This window comes from Pradoshia sp. (genome assembly GCF_051873915.1).
GTDB lineage: Bacteria > Bacillota > Bacilli > Bacillales > Pradoshiaceae > Pradoshia.
This window is the reverse complement of sequence record NZ_JBJEFJ010000111.1, coordinates 89,199-109,068: the sequence shown is the minus strand read 5'-3', so window position 1 is coordinate 109,068 and position 19,870 is coordinate 89,199. Positions and strand designations below refer to the sequence as shown.

General features: G+C 41.8%; 20 protein-coding genes. 5 read left to right on the top strand and 15 right to left on the bottom strand.

Translation table 11 applies throughout. The annotated features are described in order from the left end of the window. Positions 1-129 precede the first annotated feature (129 nt). The 3 genes from ACI35L_RS10515 to ACI35L_RS10505 form a co-directional block, all read right to left on the bottom strand. The gene (locus ACI35L_RS10515) at positions 130-399 is read right to left on the bottom strand and encodes a UPF0223 family protein (RefSeq protein WP_049671552.1); all 270 of its coding nucleotides are present in this window, start codon (positions 397-399) and stop codon (positions 130-132) included. A 33-nt stretch (positions 400-432) separates the two neighbouring features. Further along, positions 433-1,392: an NAD(P)H-dependent flavin oxidoreductase gene (locus ACI35L_RS10510; protein ID WP_049671553.1), complete on the bottom strand. Its 960-nt coding sequence runs from the start codon at positions 1,390-1,392 to the stop codon at positions 433-435. Positions 1,393-1,638: 246 nt separating this feature from the next. Then, positions 1,639-1,752: a GapA-binding peptide SR1P gene (locus ACI35L_RS10505; protein WP_082197143.1), complete on the bottom strand. Its 114-nt coding sequence runs from the start codon at positions 1,750-1,752 to the stop codon at positions 1,639-1,641. A gap of 229 nt (positions 1,753-1,981) precedes the next feature. Here ACI35L_RS10505 and ACI35L_RS10500 point away from each other — a divergent pair, with 229 nt between their 5' ends. Next, positions 1,982-2,395: a DUF1885 family protein gene (locus ACI35L_RS10500; RefSeq protein ID WP_049671554.1), complete on the top strand. Its 414-nt coding sequence runs from the start codon at positions 1,982-1,984 to the stop codon at positions 2,393-2,395. A 40-nt stretch (positions 2,396-2,435) separates the two neighbouring features. Here the strand turns inward: ACI35L_RS10500 and ACI35L_RS10495 are convergent, their stop codons facing one another. The 7 genes from ACI35L_RS10495 to ACI35L_RS10465 form a co-directional block, all read right to left on the bottom strand. Continuing rightward, positions 2,436-2,867: a VOC family protein gene (locus ACI35L_RS10495; protein ID WP_049671555.1), complete on the bottom strand. Its 432-nt coding sequence runs from the start codon at positions 2,865-2,867 to the stop codon at positions 2,436-2,438. A 142-nt stretch (positions 2,868-3,009) separates the two neighbouring features. Then, on the bottom strand, positions 3,010-3,822 hold the full coding sequence (locus tag ACI35L_RS10490; RefSeq protein ID WP_331456712.1) for a polysaccharide deacetylase family protein: 813 nt from the start codon (positions 3,820-3,822) through the stop codon (positions 3,010-3,012). Positions 3,823-3,949: 127 nt separating this feature from the next. Continuing rightward, positions 3,950-5,359, bottom strand: coding sequence for a dihydrolipoyl dehydrogenase (lpdA, locus tag ACI35L_RS10485; protein WP_049671557.1), 1,410 nt, complete (start codon positions 5,357-5,359; stop codon positions 3,950-3,952). Between the two features lie 3 nt (positions 5,360-5,362). Beyond that, positions 5,363-6,688 carry a dihydrolipoamide acetyltransferase family protein gene (locus tag ACI35L_RS10480; protein WP_049671558.1) on the bottom strand — a complete coding sequence of 442 codons (1,326 nt, stop codon included), beginning with the start codon at positions 6,686-6,688 and terminating at the stop codon, positions 5,363-5,365. A gap of 269 nt (positions 6,689-6,957) precedes the next feature. Continuing rightward, positions 6,958-7,935, bottom strand: coding sequence for an alpha-ketoacid dehydrogenase subunit beta (locus ACI35L_RS10475; RefSeq protein ID WP_049671559.1), 978 nt, complete (start codon positions 7,933-7,935; stop codon positions 6,958-6,960). A 3-nt stretch (positions 7,936-7,938) separates the two neighbouring features. Next, positions 7,939-9,054 (bottom strand): pyruvate dehydrogenase (acetyl-transferring) E1 component subunit alpha, encoded by a 1,116-nt coding sequence (gene pdhA / locus ACI35L_RS10470; protein WP_439802854.1) that lies wholly within the window; start codon positions 9,052-9,054, stop codon positions 7,939-7,941. Positions 9,055-9,605: 551 nt separating this feature from the next. Next, positions 9,606-10,274 (bottom strand): YkyA family protein, encoded by a 669-nt coding sequence (locus ACI35L_RS10465; protein ID WP_439802853.1) that lies wholly within the window; start codon positions 10,272-10,274, stop codon positions 9,606-9,608. A gap of 470 nt (positions 10,275-10,744) precedes the next feature. Between ACI35L_RS10465 and def the strand changes: the two genes are divergently transcribed. Further along, the gene (gene def / locus ACI35L_RS10460) at positions 10,745-11,299 is read left to right on the top strand and encodes a peptide deformylase (protein ID WP_049671562.1); all 555 of its coding nucleotides are present in this window, start codon (positions 10,745-10,747) and stop codon (positions 11,297-11,299) included. Positions 11,300-11,518: 219 nt separating this feature from the next. Here the strand turns inward: def and ACI35L_RS10455 are convergent, their stop codons facing one another. Next, the gene (locus ACI35L_RS10455) at positions 11,519-12,289 is read right to left on the bottom strand and encodes a Cof-type HAD-IIB family hydrolase (RefSeq protein ID WP_049671563.1); all 771 of its coding nucleotides are present in this window, start codon (positions 12,287-12,289) and stop codon (positions 11,519-11,521) included. 578 nt (positions 12,290-12,867) lie between these two features. Between ACI35L_RS10455 and ACI35L_RS10450 the strand changes: the two genes are divergently transcribed. Further along, a complete protein-coding gene (locus tag ACI35L_RS10450; RefSeq protein ID WP_049671564.1) occupies positions 12,868-13,080 on the top strand; it encodes a DNA-dependent RNA polymerase subunit epsilon in 213 nt (70 codons plus the stop codon). Between the two features lie 3 nt (positions 13,081-13,083). Continuing rightward, positions 13,084-14,751 carry a ribonuclease J1 gene (gene rnjA, locus ACI35L_RS10445; RefSeq protein WP_049671565.1) on the top strand — a complete coding sequence of 556 codons (1,668 nt, stop codon included), beginning with the start codon at positions 13,084-13,086 and terminating at the stop codon, positions 14,749-14,751. A gap of 54 nt (positions 14,752-14,805) precedes the next feature. Here rnjA and ACI35L_RS10440 read toward each other — a convergent pair whose 3' ends face one another. Next, entirely contained in the window at positions 14,806-15,795 is a 990-nt protein-coding gene (locus tag ACI35L_RS10440) for a cytochrome d ubiquinol oxidase subunit II (RefSeq protein WP_439802852.1), read from the bottom strand. A gap of 265 nt (positions 15,796-16,060) precedes the next feature. On the opposite strand from ACI35L_RS10440, the gene ACI35L_RS10435 reads away from it, so the two are divergent. Further along, positions 16,061-16,924 (top strand): mechanosensitive ion channel family protein, encoded by an 864-nt coding sequence (locus ACI35L_RS10435; RefSeq protein ID WP_053103763.1) that lies wholly within the window; start codon positions 16,061-16,063, stop codon positions 16,922-16,924. 52 nt (positions 16,925-16,976) lie between these two features. Here ACI35L_RS10435 and ACI35L_RS10430 read toward each other — a convergent pair whose 3' ends face one another. From ACI35L_RS10430 to ACI35L_RS10420, 3 genes are all read right to left on the bottom strand, one after another. Continuing rightward, on the bottom strand, positions 16,977-18,095 hold the full coding sequence (locus ACI35L_RS10430; RefSeq protein WP_439802851.1) for an N-acetyldiaminopimelate deacetylase: 1,119 nt from the start codon (positions 18,093-18,095) through the stop codon (positions 16,977-16,979). A 69-nt stretch (positions 18,096-18,164) separates the two neighbouring features. After that, entirely contained in the window at positions 18,165-18,875 is a 711-nt protein-coding gene (gene dapD / locus ACI35L_RS10425; protein ID WP_049671568.1) for a 2,3,4,5-tetrahydropyridine-2,6-dicarboxylate N-acetyltransferase, read from the bottom strand. A gap of 65 nt (positions 18,876-18,940) precedes the next feature. Beyond that, positions 18,941-19,831 (bottom strand): LysR family transcriptional regulator, encoded by an 891-nt coding sequence (locus ACI35L_RS10420; protein WP_049671569.1) that lies wholly within the window; start codon positions 19,829-19,831, stop codon positions 18,941-18,943. Positions 19,832-19,870 lie beyond the last annotated feature (39 nt).

The window sequence follows — 19,870 nt, the reverse complement described above, 5'->3', positions numbered from 1 at the left end:
TGTGTTTGTACATTTATTACCCCTCTATAATGTCGAATAAACTCAAAAAACATGGAGGGACTGTTTAGAAAAACAGTCCCTCCATGTTTATATTTTCATTTGTGTGCTTCTTTTGAAAGAAGGCGCCATTTACATTCTGACAAGCTCTCCATCCTGGCTTTTCTTGGCTTTCTGCATAGCTCGATAGCTTGAGTAACCGCTCACTTCCTCAAACTCGCCGCACACTTTCTTCTCCTCCGCTATGGAAGGAACAATCTGCTTAAAATCCTTATAAAGCATCATTAACTCTTCACGTGGAATGCCTTTCTCATAGGCTTTTTCAATTCCTTGAAAGTATGAAATTACCTTAACGATTTCATCTGTTTTCCACGTATAATCGATTGGATATTGATAATCCATGCTATACACCTCTTCTGTCATATTCTTCGTTTGTCAGCTGTATTGCCATCGGGTTCGGATTACCTTGGCTTGGCTCAGCATTTGGTCAAACAACTCCTCGACGGTCGGCTCATCAGATATAAGCCCAATCGCCTGTCCAGCCCAGCCAAAGCCTGCCTCATGGTTCCCTTCATAAATAAATTTCTTATTCGTCTCCCCACTAATATAATCCTTCAGATCTTCATATGTACAGCTTTTACTCTCCATTGAAAGAATGGAGGCCGTGTGTGCATTGGAAATAGCTCTGCCAGGAGTTCCAAGGGTTTTCTTGATCACGACAGTGTCCTTCTCTGTCCCGTGGATAATCGCTTCTTTATAGGCAGGATGAGCGTGGACACATTCCTTCACTGCAATAAAACGGGTACCCATTTCAATCCCTTCCGCTCCAAGTGCTAGAGCAGCCATCATTCCCCTTCCATCTGCGATACCTCCTGAAGCAACAACTGGAATCGAAACGGCATCCACCACTTTAGGTACAAGAACCATCGTGCTCAGCTCATCTCTTCCAAGATGTCCCCCGCCCTCATTTCCAACGACCATTACGGCATCTGCCCCAAGCTCCTCTGCTTTGACAGCTTGTCTGACTCCAGCCGTCAAAACAAGCTTCTTCACGGAAGTCCCTTTTAGCATATTTAGAAAGGCAGCTGGATTACCGCCAGTTACGGACATGGCTTCAATACCTTTATCTACAGCAATTTGAACAAACCTTTCATAATGCCTTCCATGTGTCCCAATCGCAAAGTTAACCCCAACCGGCTTATCTGTCAATATCCGTACTTTATCAATCTCCTCAGCCAGCTCCTCTGGACTGCCTAATGATAAGGCCGTAATTTGACCTAGCCCGCCAGCATTTGATACAGCTGCCGCTAAATCAGAATAGGCCAAATAGGCAAGTCCCCCCTGAATGATTGGCAGTTTAATTCCGAGTAAATCCGTTAATCTCGTTTCCCACATACCATTCCCTCCCCGCAATGATTGTATCCCCTTGAAATCCTTCTTGTACACACCTATTATACAATACTTTCCATATCCATTTTCATCCATTATGAACTCAGGACGAAACAAAAAGGGCAGCCTGCAATAAGCAGCGGCTGCCTTAGCTCTTAACATAGATGATTTCTTAGTCAGATTGGTAACTAACTAGATTCATCGTTAAATAAGATTATTTAGCAAGAAATGAACCGGTCCAGCGACAAATGATTACTTTTCGTGGCAATTATGGCAATCAGCGCAATTAGCGTATAATACAGTCACTTTCTCGTCTTCAAAATGATCAATGGTTGTATTACATCCTGTACATACGATTGTACCCATTCATTTCACTCCTTCAATTAATTTAATCGCTTTATAAAGAAAGCGCTTTACTACTATATACACCATAATAATATAACACATTTAAAAAAACAAGCCTAAATTGTATGTAATATTTAAAAATAATATATCCTTTTACCCATAACCCTTTTGTTAAGAATTCCCTTCTGAACCTCTAACTCTCATGGTAAACTATTTTACAAGGATTACCATTCAAATAAAGGAGGCTTATATGTCACTTCGATCCTATATCAGACTGCAAAATCAAACCATCTCAATTGAAGAAGTACAGAAAATGATTGATGACTATCGTCAATCCGTCCAAAAAACTGGTAAGCAATTAGACTATTCCTATGAAGAGAAAGCTTTTCCCTATTCCATCTTCACCCCTGAAAATCAAGGCAGTGGCGAATGTCTCTATCTCTCTTCAAAAGATCCTGACTATCACCTGATTAGAATAGGGATTGGCGAAGAGCCAATACCCGGTATGAAGGGTGATTTATCCCCTTATATCGAAATTAGCCTTGAGAGAAACTCGACATTCGCAGATAAAGGAAAAGCAAATGAACTGGCCAAATATATGGCTAAAAAGAAGCAAGGGGACCTTCAGCTCTTTAACGGCAGAATCATGCACTTCCACAAATAATAAAGGGGACCAGCCCTTTCACGGGCTGGTCCTCTTTAATTTAATCCATATGATGACTTAATGTGTTTAATTGCCAATAAACGCCGTACTGATCAATCAATTGACCATACAAGGAGCTCCAAGGGGTCTCCTGCAAGGGCATGATGATTTTTCCGCTTTCTTTCAACCGATCAAAAAGCCGTCTTGTCTCCTCTGCATCATCTGACTGTATGGCTAACGTAATATGGTTACCTAAATGAAATGGATGACCAGGCTGATTGTCCGACAGCATGAATTCAGCTTCACCAGCCTTAACCAATGCATTCAGGACCAATTTCTTGTTCGCCTCAGGCATTGGATTTTCAGGGTTATCTGGTAAATCGCCAAATGTCTGGAGATTGTGAATCTCCGCCCCTAATGCTTGTTCATAAAATGATAAAACCTCTTGACCATTGCCATTTGTGACTAAATAGGGAGTCAGTGCCTTAATCAACTTAAAACCACCTTTCCTCATATCAGAGTTACAAATCACTTAAAGACAATCACTTCCTTTAGGTAAATTATACCAACAGGAACATAGAATTGTCCATCGCTGATCGTCATACTCTTGGTCTGCTGCCCAGTCAAAGTGTTGATCATGATTTTATTCTATTCGGATCGATAACTTCATATCCTTTATCTTTCAAGCCTTGCACGATTTCAGCAAGGGCCTCACTCGTCCACTTCCGATCATGCATGAGAATATTTGCTCCATCAAATAAGTATTCACTATTCAGCGTTACATCTATAAGGGCATCTTTCGTTTGATACCCTTTCTCCCAATCATAGCCCATCGTCCAGTTCATTAATTGCATATGTTCTTCTTCGACTATATTCTTGGAAAAATCCGTATTCTGACCAAATGGCGCACGGAAGAATCGAGGCTTTGAGCCAGTTATTTCTTCAACCAAACTGTTAACCCGGCGAATTTCTTCTACCTGCTCCTGTTCGGTTAAATCTGGCAAAGAGGCATGGCTATATGTATGGTTGCCAATTTCAAAGCCCATATCTGCAATTTGCTTAAGGATATCCTTCTTATCATCAGACTCTAATAAATGCCCATTAACAAAAAAGACTGCCGATACATTTAATTCCTTTAATGTTTTGGCCATCTCTAAAGCATGTTCATCAGGAGCGTCATCAATCGTGAGCAGCGCGACCTTTTTATTTTCATCACCCACCGGCTCGATCTTCCAATTCGCCGTATTCACTTCATAATCCTGTTTGATTTGCTGCACGGCGACTTCCTGCTCCTCCTTTTCCTCCGGCTTCACTTTTTCTTTCGTTTCTTCTTCATTTTGAATTGGTGCTGTTTCATTTTTCTGCGAATGATCCTCTGCTTGATCCTTTTCAGAGCAGCCAGAAAGAATCAGGAAGGATACAGCTAAGATGGCGGAAATATATTTCACGTAAACCAAGCCTTTCTCTAGTTAGAATGAACAACTAAATTTTACCATTCCAATCCTCGTGATGCGAGCTTTAGACAATAAAAAGCGCTGAAAACCAGCAGGTCTCCAGCGCTTGAATAAAACGAATTTATTTAATGATATGGATTGGGCTTCCTAATGCTACTTCAGCCGCTTCCATAGTGATTTCACCTAATGTAGGGTGAGCATGGATTGTCATAGCAATATCTTCAGCAGTCATACCTGCTTCAATCGCAAGTCCAAGCTCAGCAATCATATCAGAAGCTCCTGGTCCGGCAATTTGCGCACCAATCACAAGGCCGTCTTCTTTACGAGTGATCAACTTCATGAAGCCTTCAGCCGCATTAAGCGCAAGTGCACGACCATTTGCTGCGAATGGGAATTTCGCTGCAACGATATCCAATCCTTCTTCTTTCGCTTGAGCTTCTGTATAACCTACAGTTGCTAGTTCAGGCTCAGAGAATACAACGGCTGGAATACCGAGGTAATCAATTTCAGAAGAATGTCCTGCAATCGCTTCAGCAGCAATTTTGCCTTCATAAGAAGCTTTATGAGCCAATTGCGGTCCAGTGATAATATCACCAATCGCAAAGATATTGCCTACAGATGTACGGCATTGTTTGTCTGTTTTGATGAAGCCTCTTTCATCAAGCTCAACACCAACTTGTTCCAAGCCGATTTCATCTGTATTTGGTTTTCTTCCGACAGTCACTAATAGATACTCAGCTTCAAGTTTTTTCTCTTCGCCTTTTTCTTCATAAGTGACGATGACGCCATTTTCTGTTTCTTCAACGCCTTGAGCTTTCACTTTTGTAAAGATATCAACATTTTTCTTCTTCAAGTTACGCTTAACGATAGAAGACATTTGTTTTTCGAAAGCAGCAAGGATTTCATCCATTCCTTCTAGAATGGTTACTTTTGTACCAAAGTTAGCATATACAGATCCCAACTCAATTCCGATTACACCGCCGCCGATGATGGCCATGCTCTCAGGAATATGGTCAAGATTCAAAGCACCAGTTGAATGAATAACGCGTTTAGAATATTTGAACGCAGGTAATTCAATCGGACGAGAGCCCGTTGCGATAATCGCATTTTTGAATGTGTATGTTTGGGCACTGGTTTCAGTCATAACACGAATATTGTTCGCATCAACGAAATAAGCCTCGCCTTTGACAATTTCAACCTTGTTGCCTTTTAACAGGCCGCCGACACCGCTTGTCAATTTTTCAACAACAGTGCCTTTCCATTTTTGAACCTTTGAGAAATCTACTTTTACGTTTTCCGCAGAAATTCCCAGGTCCGCTGAATTTTTCGCATCATGATAGCGATGTCCAGCTGTAATAAGCGCTTTAGAAGGAATACATCCTACGTTTAAGCAAACGCCGCCTAGTTCCCCTTTTTCTACGATGGTTACTTTTTGTCCAAGCTGTGCAGCACGGATAGCTGCTACATATCCTCCAGGACCGGCACCAATTACTATAGTATCTGTTTCAATCGGAAAATCACCTACAACCATGTCTTACCCCTCCATCAATAGTAGTTCTGGATCATTTAATAAGCGTTTGATATGATTTAATGCATTTTGGCCAGTAGCTCCATCAATCATACGGTGGTCAAAGCTTAAAGATAATGCTAATACCGGAGCTGCAACAATTTCACCATCACGAACGATTGGTTTTTCTGCAATACGGCCAATACCTAAGATAGCTACCTCAGGGTGGTTAATAACAGGTGTGAACCATTGTCCGCCAGCAGAACCGATATTGGAAATTGTGCAAGAAGCACCTTTCATTTCGTTTGGAGCCAATTTGCCATCACGTGCTTTTCCAGCAAGTTCATTAATTTCATTAGAGATTGCGAACATTGATTTACGATCGGCATCCTTCACGACAGGAACGAGCAAGCCTCTTTCTGTATCAGCAGCGATACCGATATTGTAATAATGCTTATGAATAATCTCAGATGTAGCATCATCTAGAGATGTATTAAGTGCAGGATATTCACGAAGAGCACTTGTCAAAGCTTTTACGACATACGGAAGGAATGTAAGCTTGATTCCTTTTTCTGCTGCTACCTCTTTGAATTTCTTTCTGTGAGCAACAAGTTTCGTTACATCCACTTCATCCATCAAGGTTACGTGAGGAGCTGTATGTTTAGAATTAACCATAGCTTTAGAAATGGCTTTACGGATACCGCTCATTTTCTCGCGTGTTTCAGGATATTCACCTGCAGGGATTGGCTGAGGAGCCGCTTTTTGTTCTGCAGCTTTTTCCTCTGTTTGTGCTGGCGCTGCTTCTTGTTGGCTTTCGCCGTTCATGAACGCTTCAATATCTTCTTTCAGCACACGGCCATTTTTGCCTGAGCCAGAAACCTTCTGAATGTTCACGCCGTTCTCTCTAGCAAATTTACGGACAGATGGCATAGCAATGATGCGTTTATCAGATGCGTCATCTACTTGATCTTGAGCACCGGCTCCGGTTTGGGAGTCTTGTTTTTCAGAAGGTGCAGCTTGTTTTTCAACATCTTGGCCGCTTTCAAGTGTTGATTGCACTTGAGCTTCTGTTTTTTCTTCCCCATGCTCCCCTTTAAATTGTACATCTTCATATCCAGGAGCATCAAATGATACGAGTACATCACCTACAACAGCTACTGTACCTTCTTCTACAAAAATCTTTTCAACCGTACCTTCAACCGGTGATGGGATTTCTACAACTGCCTTGTCATTTTGCACTTCACAAAGCACGTCATCCTCTTGTACCTTATCACCTGGTTTGATGAACCACTTAACGATTTCCCCTTCATGTATACCTTCGCCGATGTCCGGAAGTTTAAATTCAAAAGCCACGGCTATCATCCTCCTAAGATCTTATTTCTTTCTATTAGGGAGAGGAAATGCTTGCGCATCTCCCCCCTATCTATCAATAACACCTCGGCGTTTTGCGGCGAAAAGTTGTTCGGGCCCTTGCCCGAAAGCCATTCATTCAACTCAACTTTTCTGCCATCCGCCGAAGGCTTCACTTTATTCAGCAGGAGTTTGCACTCATCAATAAAGTCTATTGTTTAACTTGCATCAATCTCACCAGTTTATTTAAGCGGGAGACTTTTGCAAAAAAGTTAAAACTCTAGAACTTTTTTCGCTGTTTCAAGTACGTCTTTATAGTTTGGAAGCCAGATTGGCTCTGCTTGTGAGAACGCAAATACTGTATCAGGCGCTGTTACGCGAAGAACTGGAGCCTCCAAGCTAAGAATCGCACGGTCATTAATTTCTGCCACTACTTGTGCAGCAATACCAGCTTGTTTTTGTGCTTCTTGAACAACAATTACTCTTCCTGTTTTTTCAACAGAGGCGATGATTGTGTCAATATCAAGCGGGCTGATTGTCCGCAAGTCGATTACTTCAGCAGAAACTCCTTCTTTTTCAAGTTGTTCAGCTGCTTTAATAGATTCCTGCACCATTGCACCGTAAGTGACAATTGTAAGGTCTGTACCTTCTCTTTTCACATCCGCTTTTCCAAGTGGAATCGTGTATTCCTCTTCAGGCACTTCTTGGCGGAATGAACGATATAGTTTCATATGCTCCAAGAAAATGACTGGGTCGTTGTCACGAATAGATGAGATAAGCAACCCTTTCGCATCATATGGAGTAGATGGAATAACGACTTTAACACCAGGTGTTTGAGCCATCAAACCTTCAAGGCTGTCTGCGTGCATTTCTGGTGTATGAACCCCGCCTCCAAATGGTGAGCGAATCGTAACTGGAGAATGATATCTTCCGCCGGAACGATAGCGCATACGCGCCATTTGTCCTGCGATGGAATCCATAACTTCGAATAAGAATCCAAAGAATTGAATTTCAGGAACAGGACGGAAACCTTGCAAGCCGAGTCCAATTGCCAAACCGCCGATTCCGGACTCTGCTAAAGGAGTATCGAATACACGATCTTCACCGAATTCCTTTTGTAATCCTTCAGTTGCACGGAAAACCCCGCCGTTAACCCCGACGTCCTCACCGAATACGAGAACTTTTGGGTCATTGCGCATTTCTGTGCGCAATGCATCTGTGATGGCTTGAATCATTGTCATTTGGGCCATGGCTTACTTCGACTCCTTTTCTGCATAAATTTCGTATTGTTCCTCTAAGTTAGGAGGAAGTGTTTCAAACATGTTTGTGATCAAGTCTGTTACTTTTTGTTTTGGTGTATTGTCAGCCTCTTTAATGGCTTGTTTAATATCTTCTTTTGCTTGTTCAATGATTTCGTTTTCCTTCTCTTCGCTCCATAGTCCTTTACCTTCCAAGAACTTACGGAAACGAACAAGCGGATCTTTTTTCTCCCACTCATTGTCAAGATCAGCTGTACGGTAACGAGTTGGGTCGTCGCCGGCCATTGTATGCGGACCATAACGATAAGTAAGCGTTTCAATTAAAGTAGGACCTTCACCGTTGATTGCTCTTTCACGCGCTTCTTTAACGACAGCGTATACAGCAAGCGGATCCATACCATCAACTTGAACACCCGGGATTCCAGCGGCAACCGCTTTTTGAGCTAGTGTGCGAGAAGCTGATTGAACCTCAACTGGTGTAGAGATGGCAAAACGGTTATTTTGGACGATAAAGATTGCTGGAGCTTTGAAAGCACCCGCAAAGTTAATTCCTTCATAGAAGTCCCCTTGGGACGTACCGCCGTCACCTGTATACGTAACAGCAACCGCTTTCGAATTGTTTTTCTTCATGCCTAGAGCTACTCCGGCACATTGAACGTATTGAGCACCAATGATGATTTGTGGAGAAATTACATTAACGCCCTCTGGAATCTGGTTCCCGGCAAAATGTCCGCGAGAGAATAAAAAGGCTTGGCTTAATGGAAGACCGTGCCAAATCATTTGCGGAACATCACGATAGCCAGGAAGAATGAAATCTTCTTTTTCAAGCGCAAATTGTGATGCAAGCTGAGAAGCCTCTTGACCAGCAGTAGGTGCATAGAAGCCTAATCTTCCTTGTCTATTCAAGGAAATGGAACGTTGGTCCAAAATACGTGTATAAACCATACGTTTCATCAATTCTTGAAGCTGTTCGTCAGTTAGGTCAGGCATCGCTGATTCGTTTACGACTTCCCCCTCTTCATTCAAAATCTGTAACGTTTTGAATTGCTCGTTGACGATGTCCAATTGCTTCTCTGCCTCAAACAGGACTTTTTGTTGTTTAGAAGCCATAAGATTCCACATCTCCCTTTCTCAATATAGTAAATTGTGAAATTATTAAGTATACAACTACTAGTTTTCCACAGGAAAACTAAAAGGTTATTTCTAACAGGTCATCTGTATCAATATTTCCTCTGGCAAAAATAGTACAATTGTATGAACAGTTAAAGTTTACCTAACAACACGAACCTAGTCAACTAATATGTTTTTGTCCGATATTTTCCATCTATATCCTCTATTGCCATTCGCCGCTGTTATATATTATAACGAATTTATACTAGTACAGATTGGATAGAGACTTTTATCCTAAGGGTTTGTCTATCATTATTGTCCCCTATATCAACCTGACCAAAACACCTATAAACGTATAATTTCCGCACAAACATTGGTAATCATTGGTTGTGTTTCCATAAGATTCATTGAAATCGCATTAAAATCCATCGGACATCGAATAAGATTTTTCTCCCTATCATTCATAGAATTACACATCCGCACATGATTATTGACCCTCAAACACCCTAAGATTTACAGACAAAAGAAAACCGCCTGCATTTGTGCGGCGGTCATGGTTGTTCACTATCTACTTCAATTCCTGCAAGATTATAGAAGCTTATTTTTTTATTATTATACTTTTCTGTTTGTTCATTGAATTGAGCATTAGCCTCTGATAGCTCTGTATAGGTCTTATTCACACTCTCAATCTGTGTTTCGAATTGATCCTTCGTTGCCTTCTCATCCTTAAAAAGCTCATAAAGCTTTTTCTCTTCAGCCAGGCTTGCTAGATATAAATCATACAATTGATCATAATCGTCATATCGCTGCTTCATAATCTTTTGCAGCTCGGCAGCCTCTGTTTGAGCCTTCTTATCTGACAGCTCTTCGATAAGACCATCAAAATCTCCAAATCGCTCACGAGATTCGTTGATGCTTTCTTTCTCTTTCTTCATTAATTCTTCTCTTTCCTCTATTCCGGTGATTGCCTCGTCAGAAAGAGTCTTAATCTCATCCATCTCTTTCATGCCCAATTCAATGATTTGAGCATAAATCTCATTGTCTTCTGCTTCAAGCTTTTGAAGCGGCTCATGCTGTTCTTCATACCCCTGTTCAATGGAGGCCAGCTCCTCAAGAAGATCATAACTCTCCTCTTCCGGAGTCTTGCTGCTGCAGCCGGCAATAGCAACTGCAAGCACACTTCCGAGCAGGACAATCCGTAACTTTTTTAATCCTGTCATTGTTCTACACTCCTATCACTATTACTATATCTAACCAGTCATATTTTGACAACTTATATCATATATACCAATAAGCAGATCTTTATCATAAAGTGAAACTTCCTTCAGCGGAGTGTTCCTCCTCTCCACTGATGGTTAGTTGAACCAATCGGGCTTTTATGGACAATTGACCTCCCACCTATACTTCTCGACTTTCTTACATTCTTTTAGGCGGGAGTCTTACTGTCCGTTAATGCGGGATTAAGTGAAACTTCCAACAGCGGAGTGTCCCTCCTCTCCGCTGATAGTTAGTTGAACCAATCGGGCTTTTATGGACAGTTGTTCACACGCCTATTCATCTTGGTTTCTCATGTTCTTTTAGACGGGATGCTTCCTGTCCGTTAAAGCTAAATTAACAAGCTAATTAACATTTATCAATTGATTTGATACACTAGAAGGTATTAATGCAGATGTTCATGAGGTGAAACACAATGATTACAATGGCAGATATCATCAAGGAAGGCCATCCGACACTGCGTCAAAGGGCCGCAGAAGTGACAATTCCTCCAACAGAGGAGGACAAAGCAACACTGAAAAGTATGCTTGAGTACTTAAAGAACAGCCAGAATCCAGAGATAGCAGGCAAATTCGGGCTTAGAGCCGGAGTTGGATTAGCCGCTCCGCAAATCAATGTTTCAAAACGGATGCTTGCCATTTATGGAACTGATGAGAAGGATAAGCTTCATTCCTATACCCTGTTCAATCCAAAGATTGTCAGTCATTCAGTCCAAAAAGCTTATTTATCCTCAGGGGAAGGCTGCTTATCAGTCGACCGCCCTGTTCCGGGATATGTACCTCGTTATCATAAAGTAAAGGTTCAGGCCTTCAATATGGATGGCGAGCCGATTACCATCCGTTTAACGGGATTAATGGCCATCATTATCCAACACGAAATCGACCATTTAAATGGCGTCATGTTCTATGATCATATCAATGCAGAACAACCATTTGCCGAAGTAGACAATGCCGTGATCATCGAACGGTAATCAAACAAAAAATCCCTGCATTCCTCTCTAGAAATGATAGGAATGCAGGGATTTTAACTTTGGCTCTGTTTGTTGATTGCAGCGGAAGGTGTGGTTGACTCCTGCGGAATCAGCGGATAGGAAGACACCAACTGATGCGCCCAAACACTCGAATAGGCACACCGACCGCCCTTGGTTTCACCGCCCGCAATCAACACTTAAGATTAACAAAGCTTATCTTTAAATAAGCTTCAATTGTTTTAAGGCATAATAGATTCCATCATCATCCACGCTCTTTGTAACAAAATCAGCATGCTCCTTCACCTGCTGTACACCATTGCCCATGACAACTCCGCATCCAGCTGCTTGGATCATCTCCATATCATTCAGAGCATCCCCAAAGGCATACACATCATCCATCGTGAAGCCCTTGCGCTTAATAACCTGTTCAATCCCCTTCGCCTTTGAACCTCCTAATGGAACGACATCCATTGAATAAGGATGCCAGCGAATGAATTGAATATCTGGATATTTACCCTCATAAAGCGCGGTTTCATGCTCCTCACAGAAAAGAAGCCCTTGATAGATATCCTGCTCCTTATAATAAACCGGGTCCAGTTCCGGATGAGGGAAGTGCAGGGTTCCCAAACTTTCTTCAATATACGGGTCATGCTTGACATTTGCTTTCATCGTCACATCATTCATAAATACCATTGAATGGCCATGCTGCCCGCTGTCCATTTCAAGTCTTGTTAATTGTTCTCTAGATAAAGGATTTCTATAAATCACTTCACCTTCAAAGACAACATATTGCCCATTAAAGGACACATATGAATCAATCTCCAGCTCCTTCAATAAGCCCTTGATCATAAATGGCGCTCTGCCAGTTGCAATGGCAATATAAGTACCATTTTTCTTTAATAAACGCAAAGCTTCCTTTGTCGACTGTGGAATCTTCTTCTCTGAATCCAGCAGTGTACCATCAATATCAAAAAAACAAATCTTTCCCATGACCTTCCTCCAGCCTGCATGTAAATACGTTTGATTTTTCCCATCTTCATACTATCACTAATATAATGACCCTTCCACTCCGTCACTTAAACATGACCATCCATAAAACACTGTCAATATATAACAAACTAAACAGCACCTGCCCGACATATACTATGAATATTCAAACGAGATAAGAAATTAATGAAAAGCATGCATATAAATCTGCAGATGTATTTACTTTCATTAAATAACCATTAAAATAAGAAGTAAAGGAGATGGTCAACCATGTTAAAAAAGCTCAGAAAAAAGCTTCTTAAACAATGGAAGGACCTGATGGGCAGGAAATCAATTGCATAATTTTTTGAAAAGCCCTTCAAATATCCTTGCGGAGGGCTTATTCTTTCGGTAAAGTAGATAACAGTCCACGCATTAATGGTTTAAACATGCAATGGTTAGGATATTTTCTTATAATAGTGACTAAAGGAACAAACCAAAAAAGGAAAACACTTTGAATAGATAAGGTGGCCTGGTTGTTGCTCCATGCCGCCTCTTTATTTATAAATTTTATTAGAGTTTAGTTAGGAGAGATTTTTATTATGATTTTTAAAGTTTTTTTTCAGGAAAATGCCGCTGAGGTACCTGTACGCGAAAAAACAAAAACTGCTTATGTTGAAGGAACATCTGAACGTGATGTTCGTCAAAAGTTAAAAAGCCTTCCTTTTAACATTGAATTTGTACAAGTACTTGATGCGGAATACTTGGAGTTTGAAAAGCAAAACCCAGATTTCCGCATCATGGAGATTGAGTAATATATGAAGTTCGTTAAAAATGACCAAACAGCTGTTTTCGCCCTTGGAGGGCTTGGCGAAATCGGCAAAAATACGTATGCGGTACAATTCCAAGATGAAATCGTCTTGATTGATGCCGGCATCAAATTCCCTGAGGATGAATTATTGGGTATCGATTATGTGATTCCTGACTATTCCTATCTTGTCAAAAACGTTGATAAGATTAAAGGACTATTCATCACACATGGCCATGAAGATCATATCGGCGGGATCCCTTATTTGCTCAAACAAATCAATATCCCTATATACGGCGGTAAGCTTGCCATCGGCCTGGTTAAGAAAAAGTTAGAAGAGCACGGACTGCTACGTCAAGCAACAATCCACGAAATTAAAGAGGATGACATTATCAAGTTCCGTAAAACTTCTGTTACTTTCTATCGGACAACCCATAGTATCCCTGATTCCTACGGGATTGTCGTAAAGACACCTCAAGGAAACATCGTTCATACAGGGGACTTCAAATTCGACTTCACACCGGTAGGAGAGCCTGCAAACTTAACAAAGATGGCTGAAATCGGAAAAGAAGGCGTCCTATGCCTTTTGTCTGACAGCACGAACAGTGAAATTCCTAATTTCACCATGTCTGAGCGTAAAGTGGGCGAAAGCATCCAGGATATCTTCCGTAAAGTGGATGGGCGGATTATTTTTGCAACATTTGCCTCTAATATTCATCGCCTGCAGCAAGTAACAGAAGCAGCCGTTGAAAACGGACGCAAGATTGCCGTATTTGGCCGCAGCATGGAAAATGCCATTGAAATTGGTCTTGAACTCGGATACATCAATGCACCGAAGGAAACATTCATTGATACCCAGACATTGAATCGGACACCAGCAAATGAAGTAACCATTCTTTGTACTGGATCACAGGGTGAGCCAATGGCAGCGTTATCAAGGATTGCCAACGGAACACATAGACAAATTCAAATCATCCCAGGAGATACGGTTGTCTTTTCTTCTTCCCCTATCCCTGGAAACACCATCAGCGTTTCACGGACAATCAACATGCTGTACCGCGCAGGAGCTGACGTTATTCACGGGCCGCTCAGCAATATTCACACATCCGGTCACGGCGGACAAGAAGAACAAAAGCTTATGCTTCGCTTAATGAAGCCGAAATTCTTCATGCCGATTCACGGGGAATACCGCATGCAGCGCACACATGTCCAGCTTGCTGTTGATTGTGGTGTAAAGGAAGAGAATTGCTTCATCATGGATAATGGCGAAGTACTCGCTCTTACACAGGACAGCGCATCCGTAGCCGGAAAGGTACCTTCTGGAAATGTCTATATTGACGGAAGCGGTATAGGTGATATCGGGAATATTGTGCTGCGTGACCGACGCATCCTTTCAGAGGAAGGATTGGTAATCGTTGTTGTAAGCATCAATATGAAGGAATTCAAGATTGCAGCCGGACCAGATATCATCTCAAGAGGCTTTGTCTACATGAGAGAATCCGGTGACTTAATCAATGATGCTCAAAACTTGATTACCCAGCATTTGAACAAAACGATGGCCAAGAAAACAACTCAATGGTCTGAAATTAAGAATCAAGTAACTGATACACTAGGACCATTCTTATATGAGCGGACAAAGCGCCGCCCAATGATCCTTCCAATTATCATGGAAGTATAATCGACAACGCAAAAGCGCAAGGCCCTTTCTAAAGGTGCCTTGCGCTTTTTATTATTATTCTTTTTTATCATCAAGCAGTTTCCTGACCATTCGTCCAAAAGGGACAATCAAGAGCACTCCGATTATTAACAGTGCCGCAAGCGCCGCCCAGCCTCTCTCCCCCTTAAAAGACTGAATCGTAATAAACGGGTCCAAAATAAAGGGAAGATGTGAAATTCCATATCCAAAAAAGGCCGTCAAGAATTGCAATAGAACAAACAGGAAGGCCAGACCCTGCCTCTTCCTCGTATAAATCAGATAAACAGCCCCAAAGTAAAAGATAAGAGATAGGGCGAACAGCCACCATACATCCAGACCGCTCTCAAAATGGCGAATATTATGCCCTCTCAGCGAGACAATAACCAGGATAGAGGCAAAGATAGCCGGCACGCTCCAAAACAAAGCATACCCCCTTGTCGTCTCACTGGCGGCTATGTCTCCCATTCTTTGTTTATAGAAATACAAAAATGATGCGCTGATAAACAAAACACTCACAACCGCAAGGAAAACAACACTCCATGAATAAGGACTTAAAAACAGCTTCCAGCTTAAAAGCTCCACCACTTCGTTCTCTCTGCGGATAAAACCTCCCTCAGAGATGGTCAGGCCGATAGAAAGGGCCGCCGGAATCAATAAGCCGGTTGAACCATATACGAAGAGAAACCAGCCTGTGTTCTTTTCTTTCTTATATAGCAGGTGGGCTAAAAAACGAATCAAAATCAAGATGACGACAACTATACCGGGAATGATCAAAGCCCTCCCATAATATTCGAGCGTATCTGGAAAAAAGCCAATCAACCCTACTACAAATAGAACAAAGAAGATAATCGTTATATGCCATAGGCGTGGATCATAAGCGTTCTCAAGTTTATGTACACTTGGTTTTTTGCTGACAAATCTGCCATAATAGGCGAAAAAACCGATTCCAAATTCAATGGAGGCAATGATGATATAAATATATAAGTAGCACCATAGTATCCCCATTGTGACTAATTCAACACTCATGACTCTTAGCCTCTTCTTTCCGTTATGTTTTCTCCATTTGACCATTATAATGTTTTTAAGCCAATGATTCATATGGATAAATTGTGACAAAATAGCCTACTTTAAATAATACCGAAGAAAATTTATCATGCACAGCAGAAAAGTTAAAAATACCATCTTTTACATTAAATAGTAGCAGATATCATAGAGAAATTTCATTTATTATTATAGGAAACTATTGTTTTTCAATCAATTTTTCCTTTATTCTATTAGAGGAGATGTTTTATTGGAGAAAGAGAAAGGAAATGGTCACATGAATTTATACATGTCGGCTGCATTCAATTGGGCTAATATCCAATGGGAGCAACTGCTTATTGACATAGGAGAGGTATTATTAAGGGTCCTTTTCTTCTATGTCATCTACAAATTAATCAAGATTTTCACAAACAAGGTCGTTGAAACGATCTTTGCCCGTCTGCAAGCGAAAAGCAAAGGAACAGATAACCGCACAAAAACACTTGAATCATTGACGAAAAATATTATCAGCTATATTTATTCATTCATATTAATCGTCACTATTCTGGAATTATTCGATATTAAGGTAACTGCCATCCTTGCCGGTGCTGGAATTGTCGGCCTTGCTGTCGGTTTCGGGGCACAAGGCCTTGTCAGTGATGTCGTTACAGGTTTCTTCATCCTTCTTGAAAGACAAATTGATGTCGGTGATGAGGTGACAATCGGACTTATAAAGGGAACCGTTGAAGTTGTCGGTCTTAAGACCCTTCAAATAAGGGATTATGACGGAAGCCTTCATTTTATCCCCAATAGACAGATTGCCACAGTAAGCAATCATTCACGAGGCACAATGAGAGCGATGGTTGAGATCAAGTTAAGCGAGAATGACCATTTCGATCTCATTACCATGGTCATTCAGGATATTTGCAGAAAAATGGCGGAGGAAAATGACGATATCGTCCTTGGTCCAGACATTCTCGGTATTCAAGAGCTTGGCATTTCGGATTTCACGATTCGGATTGTTGCAAGAACAACCAATGGGCAGCAGGCATATGTTGAGCGTGTACTGCGCCAGCAAATCAAGCTTGCCATTGATGAGATTAGAAAACAAGAAGCAGCAAAAGCGGCAGAATAGGACAGAGAATAGGCCAGGTCCATATAACGGACCTGGCCCTTTTTTCTCAAGATTATGCCTTATGCAGGTAATCGCTGATAAGATTAACGGCAAATTCAATTGCTGCTTCATCAGGGTTCATTTTCGCATGATGAAGACCATACGGGGAATTAACACCAAGCCAGAACATAAAGCCTGGGATATCCTTGATCATATACCCAAAGTCCTCCCCTGTCATGGCCTCCTTGCACTGGGTCAAGGAAGCTTCTTTATGCTCATGTACAAATGACATGAACTCCTTCGTGACGTTTTCTTCATTATAGACTTGATAATAAGATGCCCCAAAATCTATTTTGACCTGGCAATTGAAGGTAACCTCAGCACCCTTCGCCATTTGCTTAATCCTATCCCTGACTAATACCATCGCATCCTCTGACAAGGTTCGGATTGTTCCCTCAATACGGGAGGTTTCTGCAATGATATTCTGGACCGTTCCTCCCGTAATCTTCCCAATGGTTACAACAGCCGAATCCATCGGATTAATGTTTCGAGAGACAATCGTTTGAAGCTGATTAACAAACTGACAAGAAGCTACTACCATATCATTCGTCAAATGCGGATAAGCGGCATGACCGCCTTTACCGATAAAATCAAGATATAATTCTGATGTATTGGCAAAAAGCAGCCCAGGCTTCGTCGCGATTGTCCCAACTGGATATTCAGGCGCCACATGAAGCCCAAAGATCATCTCAGGCTTCCATCGTTTGAAGATATCCGTCTGAATCATTTCCTGCGCACCGCCAGGTCCTTCTTCAGCTGGCTGGAACATAAAAAGGACATGATCATTAATAGGATTTTTTACAAGTTGGGTTAACACTCCTAGAGCAATGGTCATATGGAAATCGTGCCCGCAAGCATGCATCCTTCCTTCATGAAGAGAGGTGCAGGACAGACCTGTTTCCTCTTTAATCGGCAGCCCGTCTATGTCTGCTCGATAACCAATTGTCCTTTTCGGGCTAAGTCCCTTGACGCGAACAAAGATACCTGTTTTCCACGTTTCCCATTCGACACTTTCCTGCGGAAGGCTTTTTATGTAATCCAGTAAATAGGCCTGTGTTTTGAATTCCTGGAAGCCAAGTTCAGGTATTTGATGCAGGTCCCTCCGGATTTTAATCAGCTTATCCTTATCCACTCTTTCTCCACCTCGACTTTCATCTGAAAACAGGCGCGGAAAGTCATTTCCGCGCCCTCTCATTCAGGATTAGAGCTGTCGAAGCTCGTCCTTGATTTCAATTTTTGATTTTTCAACATCGTTGATATGTTTGATGACTTTCGCAGGAACACCTGCTACCACCGTATGGGCAGGTACATCCTCTACAACGATTGCACCAGCTGCGACAACGGCTCCTTCGCCAACTCGAACACCTTCTAGAATGACAGCATTTGCCCCAACGAGAACATTATCCTCAATCACAACTGGGTTCGCAGAAGGCGGCTCGATTACACCAGCTAAGACAGAGCCTGCACCAATATGACAGTTCTTCCCTACTGTTGCACGTCCTCCAAGCACAGCGTTCATATCAATCATCGTTTTTTCGCCAATGCTGGCTCCGATATTGATGGAGGCACCCATCATGATAACAGCATTATCACCGATATGCACTTGGTCACGGATAATAGCACCAGGTTCAATACGGGCATTGATTCCTTTAAGATCTAAAAGAGGAATAGCAGAGTTGCGTCGGTCGTTCTCTACAACATAATCTTCAATCTTCTCTTTATTCTCTTCAAGTACTGGCTGGATTACAGACCATTCTCCGAAGACAACTCCAGTACTGCCGTTAATAAAGGCAGAAGCTTCGGGACCGAAATCAAGTCCTTCCAGCTGTCCTTTTATGTATACTTTCACCGGGGTTTTCTTCACACTATTTCCGATAAAAGAAATAATCTCATTAGCGTCCATCATTTTCATGCTGATTCCTCATCTCCCACTACATAATTTTCTTAACTTTAACAAACAAAAAAATGAAATTCAAGTCAATCCTTACATTTTGATTCAGCGGTCATCATCTGAAGCGCAAGGTCAACAAATGCCTTTACCTGTCTAAGTTCTAATGACGCTTCACTGCAGACAATCCATGTTTTCCGGTCAACCGCCTGCCCGTCTTTATCAAACAAAGGAAGCTTATAATAGGAAGCATCCTCTTCCCTTAAGGAGATTCCCGGCAAGATGGCATATCCAATTCCATTCATCACCATCTGTTTACAGGTTTCGATTTGGTCGACTAAGATTGTCCGCGTCGGCGGAATACTATAATGACGAATCCACCAATTCTGGATTTCCCTATAATAGTTTGAATCACTCTTAAATAGAATAAAAGGTTTCTCCGTATCCATCGCGTCTGAAAGCTGGCTCAATTCTGTATCAACCAAAAATAAAGGATCATTAAATAACAGCTTCTTATATCCGCTCCAGTCTGGGCTCCCTCGCAAAATACCAATATGAGCATTCCCATTGTATAAATTCTCGATCATTTCGCTGCTCCAACCGGTTACAAGCGAGATTTTAACATTGGGATAGGCTGCTACATATTTCTTCAAAACCGAGGGAAGCCAGTACTGACCGGCGATAGAAGCGCTCGCAATCTTTAAGGTCCCTTGAACATCATGTGTAAGGGCATCCACTCTTTCGCGCGCCTTACTCTTTAACTTCAATGAATCCCGCGCATATTGAACGACAATCTCTCCCGCCTCTGTCAGCATCATTCCCTTTGGAGAACGGATAAAAAGAGCGGTACCCCACTCTCTTTCAATCGATTGAAGGCGCTGAGACAAAGCCGGCTGGGAGACAAACATTCTTTCAGCCGTCCTTCTCAAATTCAATTCTTCTGCCAATGTGTCCAATAGTTCAAAATCGGTTATCATCATTCGGTTCCCTCACTGCTCTATATCCTTTAATCGAACGCA

What these genes read in the sequence shown, in the direction of transcription:
- lpdA (WP_049671557.1), bottom strand. Translation starts at nt 5,359, where the DNA reads ATGGTTGTAGGTGATTTTCCGATTGAAACAGATACTATAGTAATTGGT.
- pdhA (WP_439802854.1), bottom strand. Translation starts at nt 9,054, where the DNA reads ATGGCTTCTAAACAACAAAAAGTCCTGTTTGAGGCAGAGAAGCAATTG.
- rnjA (WP_049671565.1), top strand. Translation starts at nt 13,084, where the DNA reads ATGAAGTTCGTTAAAAATGACCAAACAGCTGTTTTCGCCCTTGGAGGG.
- ACI35L_RS10420 (WP_049671569.1), bottom strand. Translation starts at nt 19,831, where the DNA reads ATGATGATAACCGATTTTGAACTATTGGACACATTGGCAGAAGAATTG.
- ACI35L_RS10455 (WP_049671563.1), bottom strand. Translation starts at nt 12,289, where the DNA reads ATGGGAAAGATTTGTTTTTTTGATATTGATGGTACACTGCTGGATTCA.
- ACI35L_RS10465 (WP_439802853.1), bottom strand. Translation starts at nt 10,274, where the DNA reads ATGACAGGATTAAAAAAGTTACGGATTGTCCTGCTCGGAAGTGTGCTT.
- ACI35L_RS10500 (WP_049671554.1), top strand. Translation starts at nt 1,982, where the DNA reads ATGTCACTTCGATCCTATATCAGACTGCAAAATCAAACCATCTCAATT.
- dapD (WP_049671568.1), bottom strand. Translation starts at nt 18,875, where the DNA reads ATGAAAATGATGGACGCTAATGAGATTATTTCTTTTATCGGAAATAGT.
- ACI35L_RS10515 (WP_049671552.1), bottom strand. Translation starts at nt 399, where the DNA reads ATGGATTATCAATATCCAATCGATTATACGTGGAAAACAGATGAAATC.
- ACI35L_RS10505 (WP_082197143.1), bottom strand. Translation starts at nt 1,752, where the DNA reads ATGGGTACAATCGTATGTACAGGATGTAATACAACCATTGATCATTTT.
- ACI35L_RS10475 (WP_049671559.1), bottom strand. Translation starts at nt 7,935, where the DNA reads ATGGCCCAAATGACAATGATTCAAGCCATCACAGATGCATTGCGCACA.
- ACI35L_RS10450 (WP_049671564.1), top strand. Translation starts at nt 12,868, where the DNA reads ATGATTTTTAAAGTTTTTTTTCAGGAAAATGCCGCTGAGGTACCTGTA.
- ACI35L_RS10440 (WP_439802852.1), bottom strand. Translation starts at nt 15,795, where the DNA reads ATGAGTGTTGAATTAGTCACAATGGGGATACTATGGTGCTACTTATAT.
- ACI35L_RS10510 (WP_049671553.1), bottom strand. Translation starts at nt 1,392, where the DNA reads ATGTGGGAAACGAGATTAACGGATTTACTCGGAATTAAACTGCCAATC.
- def (WP_049671562.1), top strand. Translation starts at nt 10,745, where the DNA reads ATGATTACAATGGCAGATATCATCAAGGAAGGCCATCCGACACTGCGT.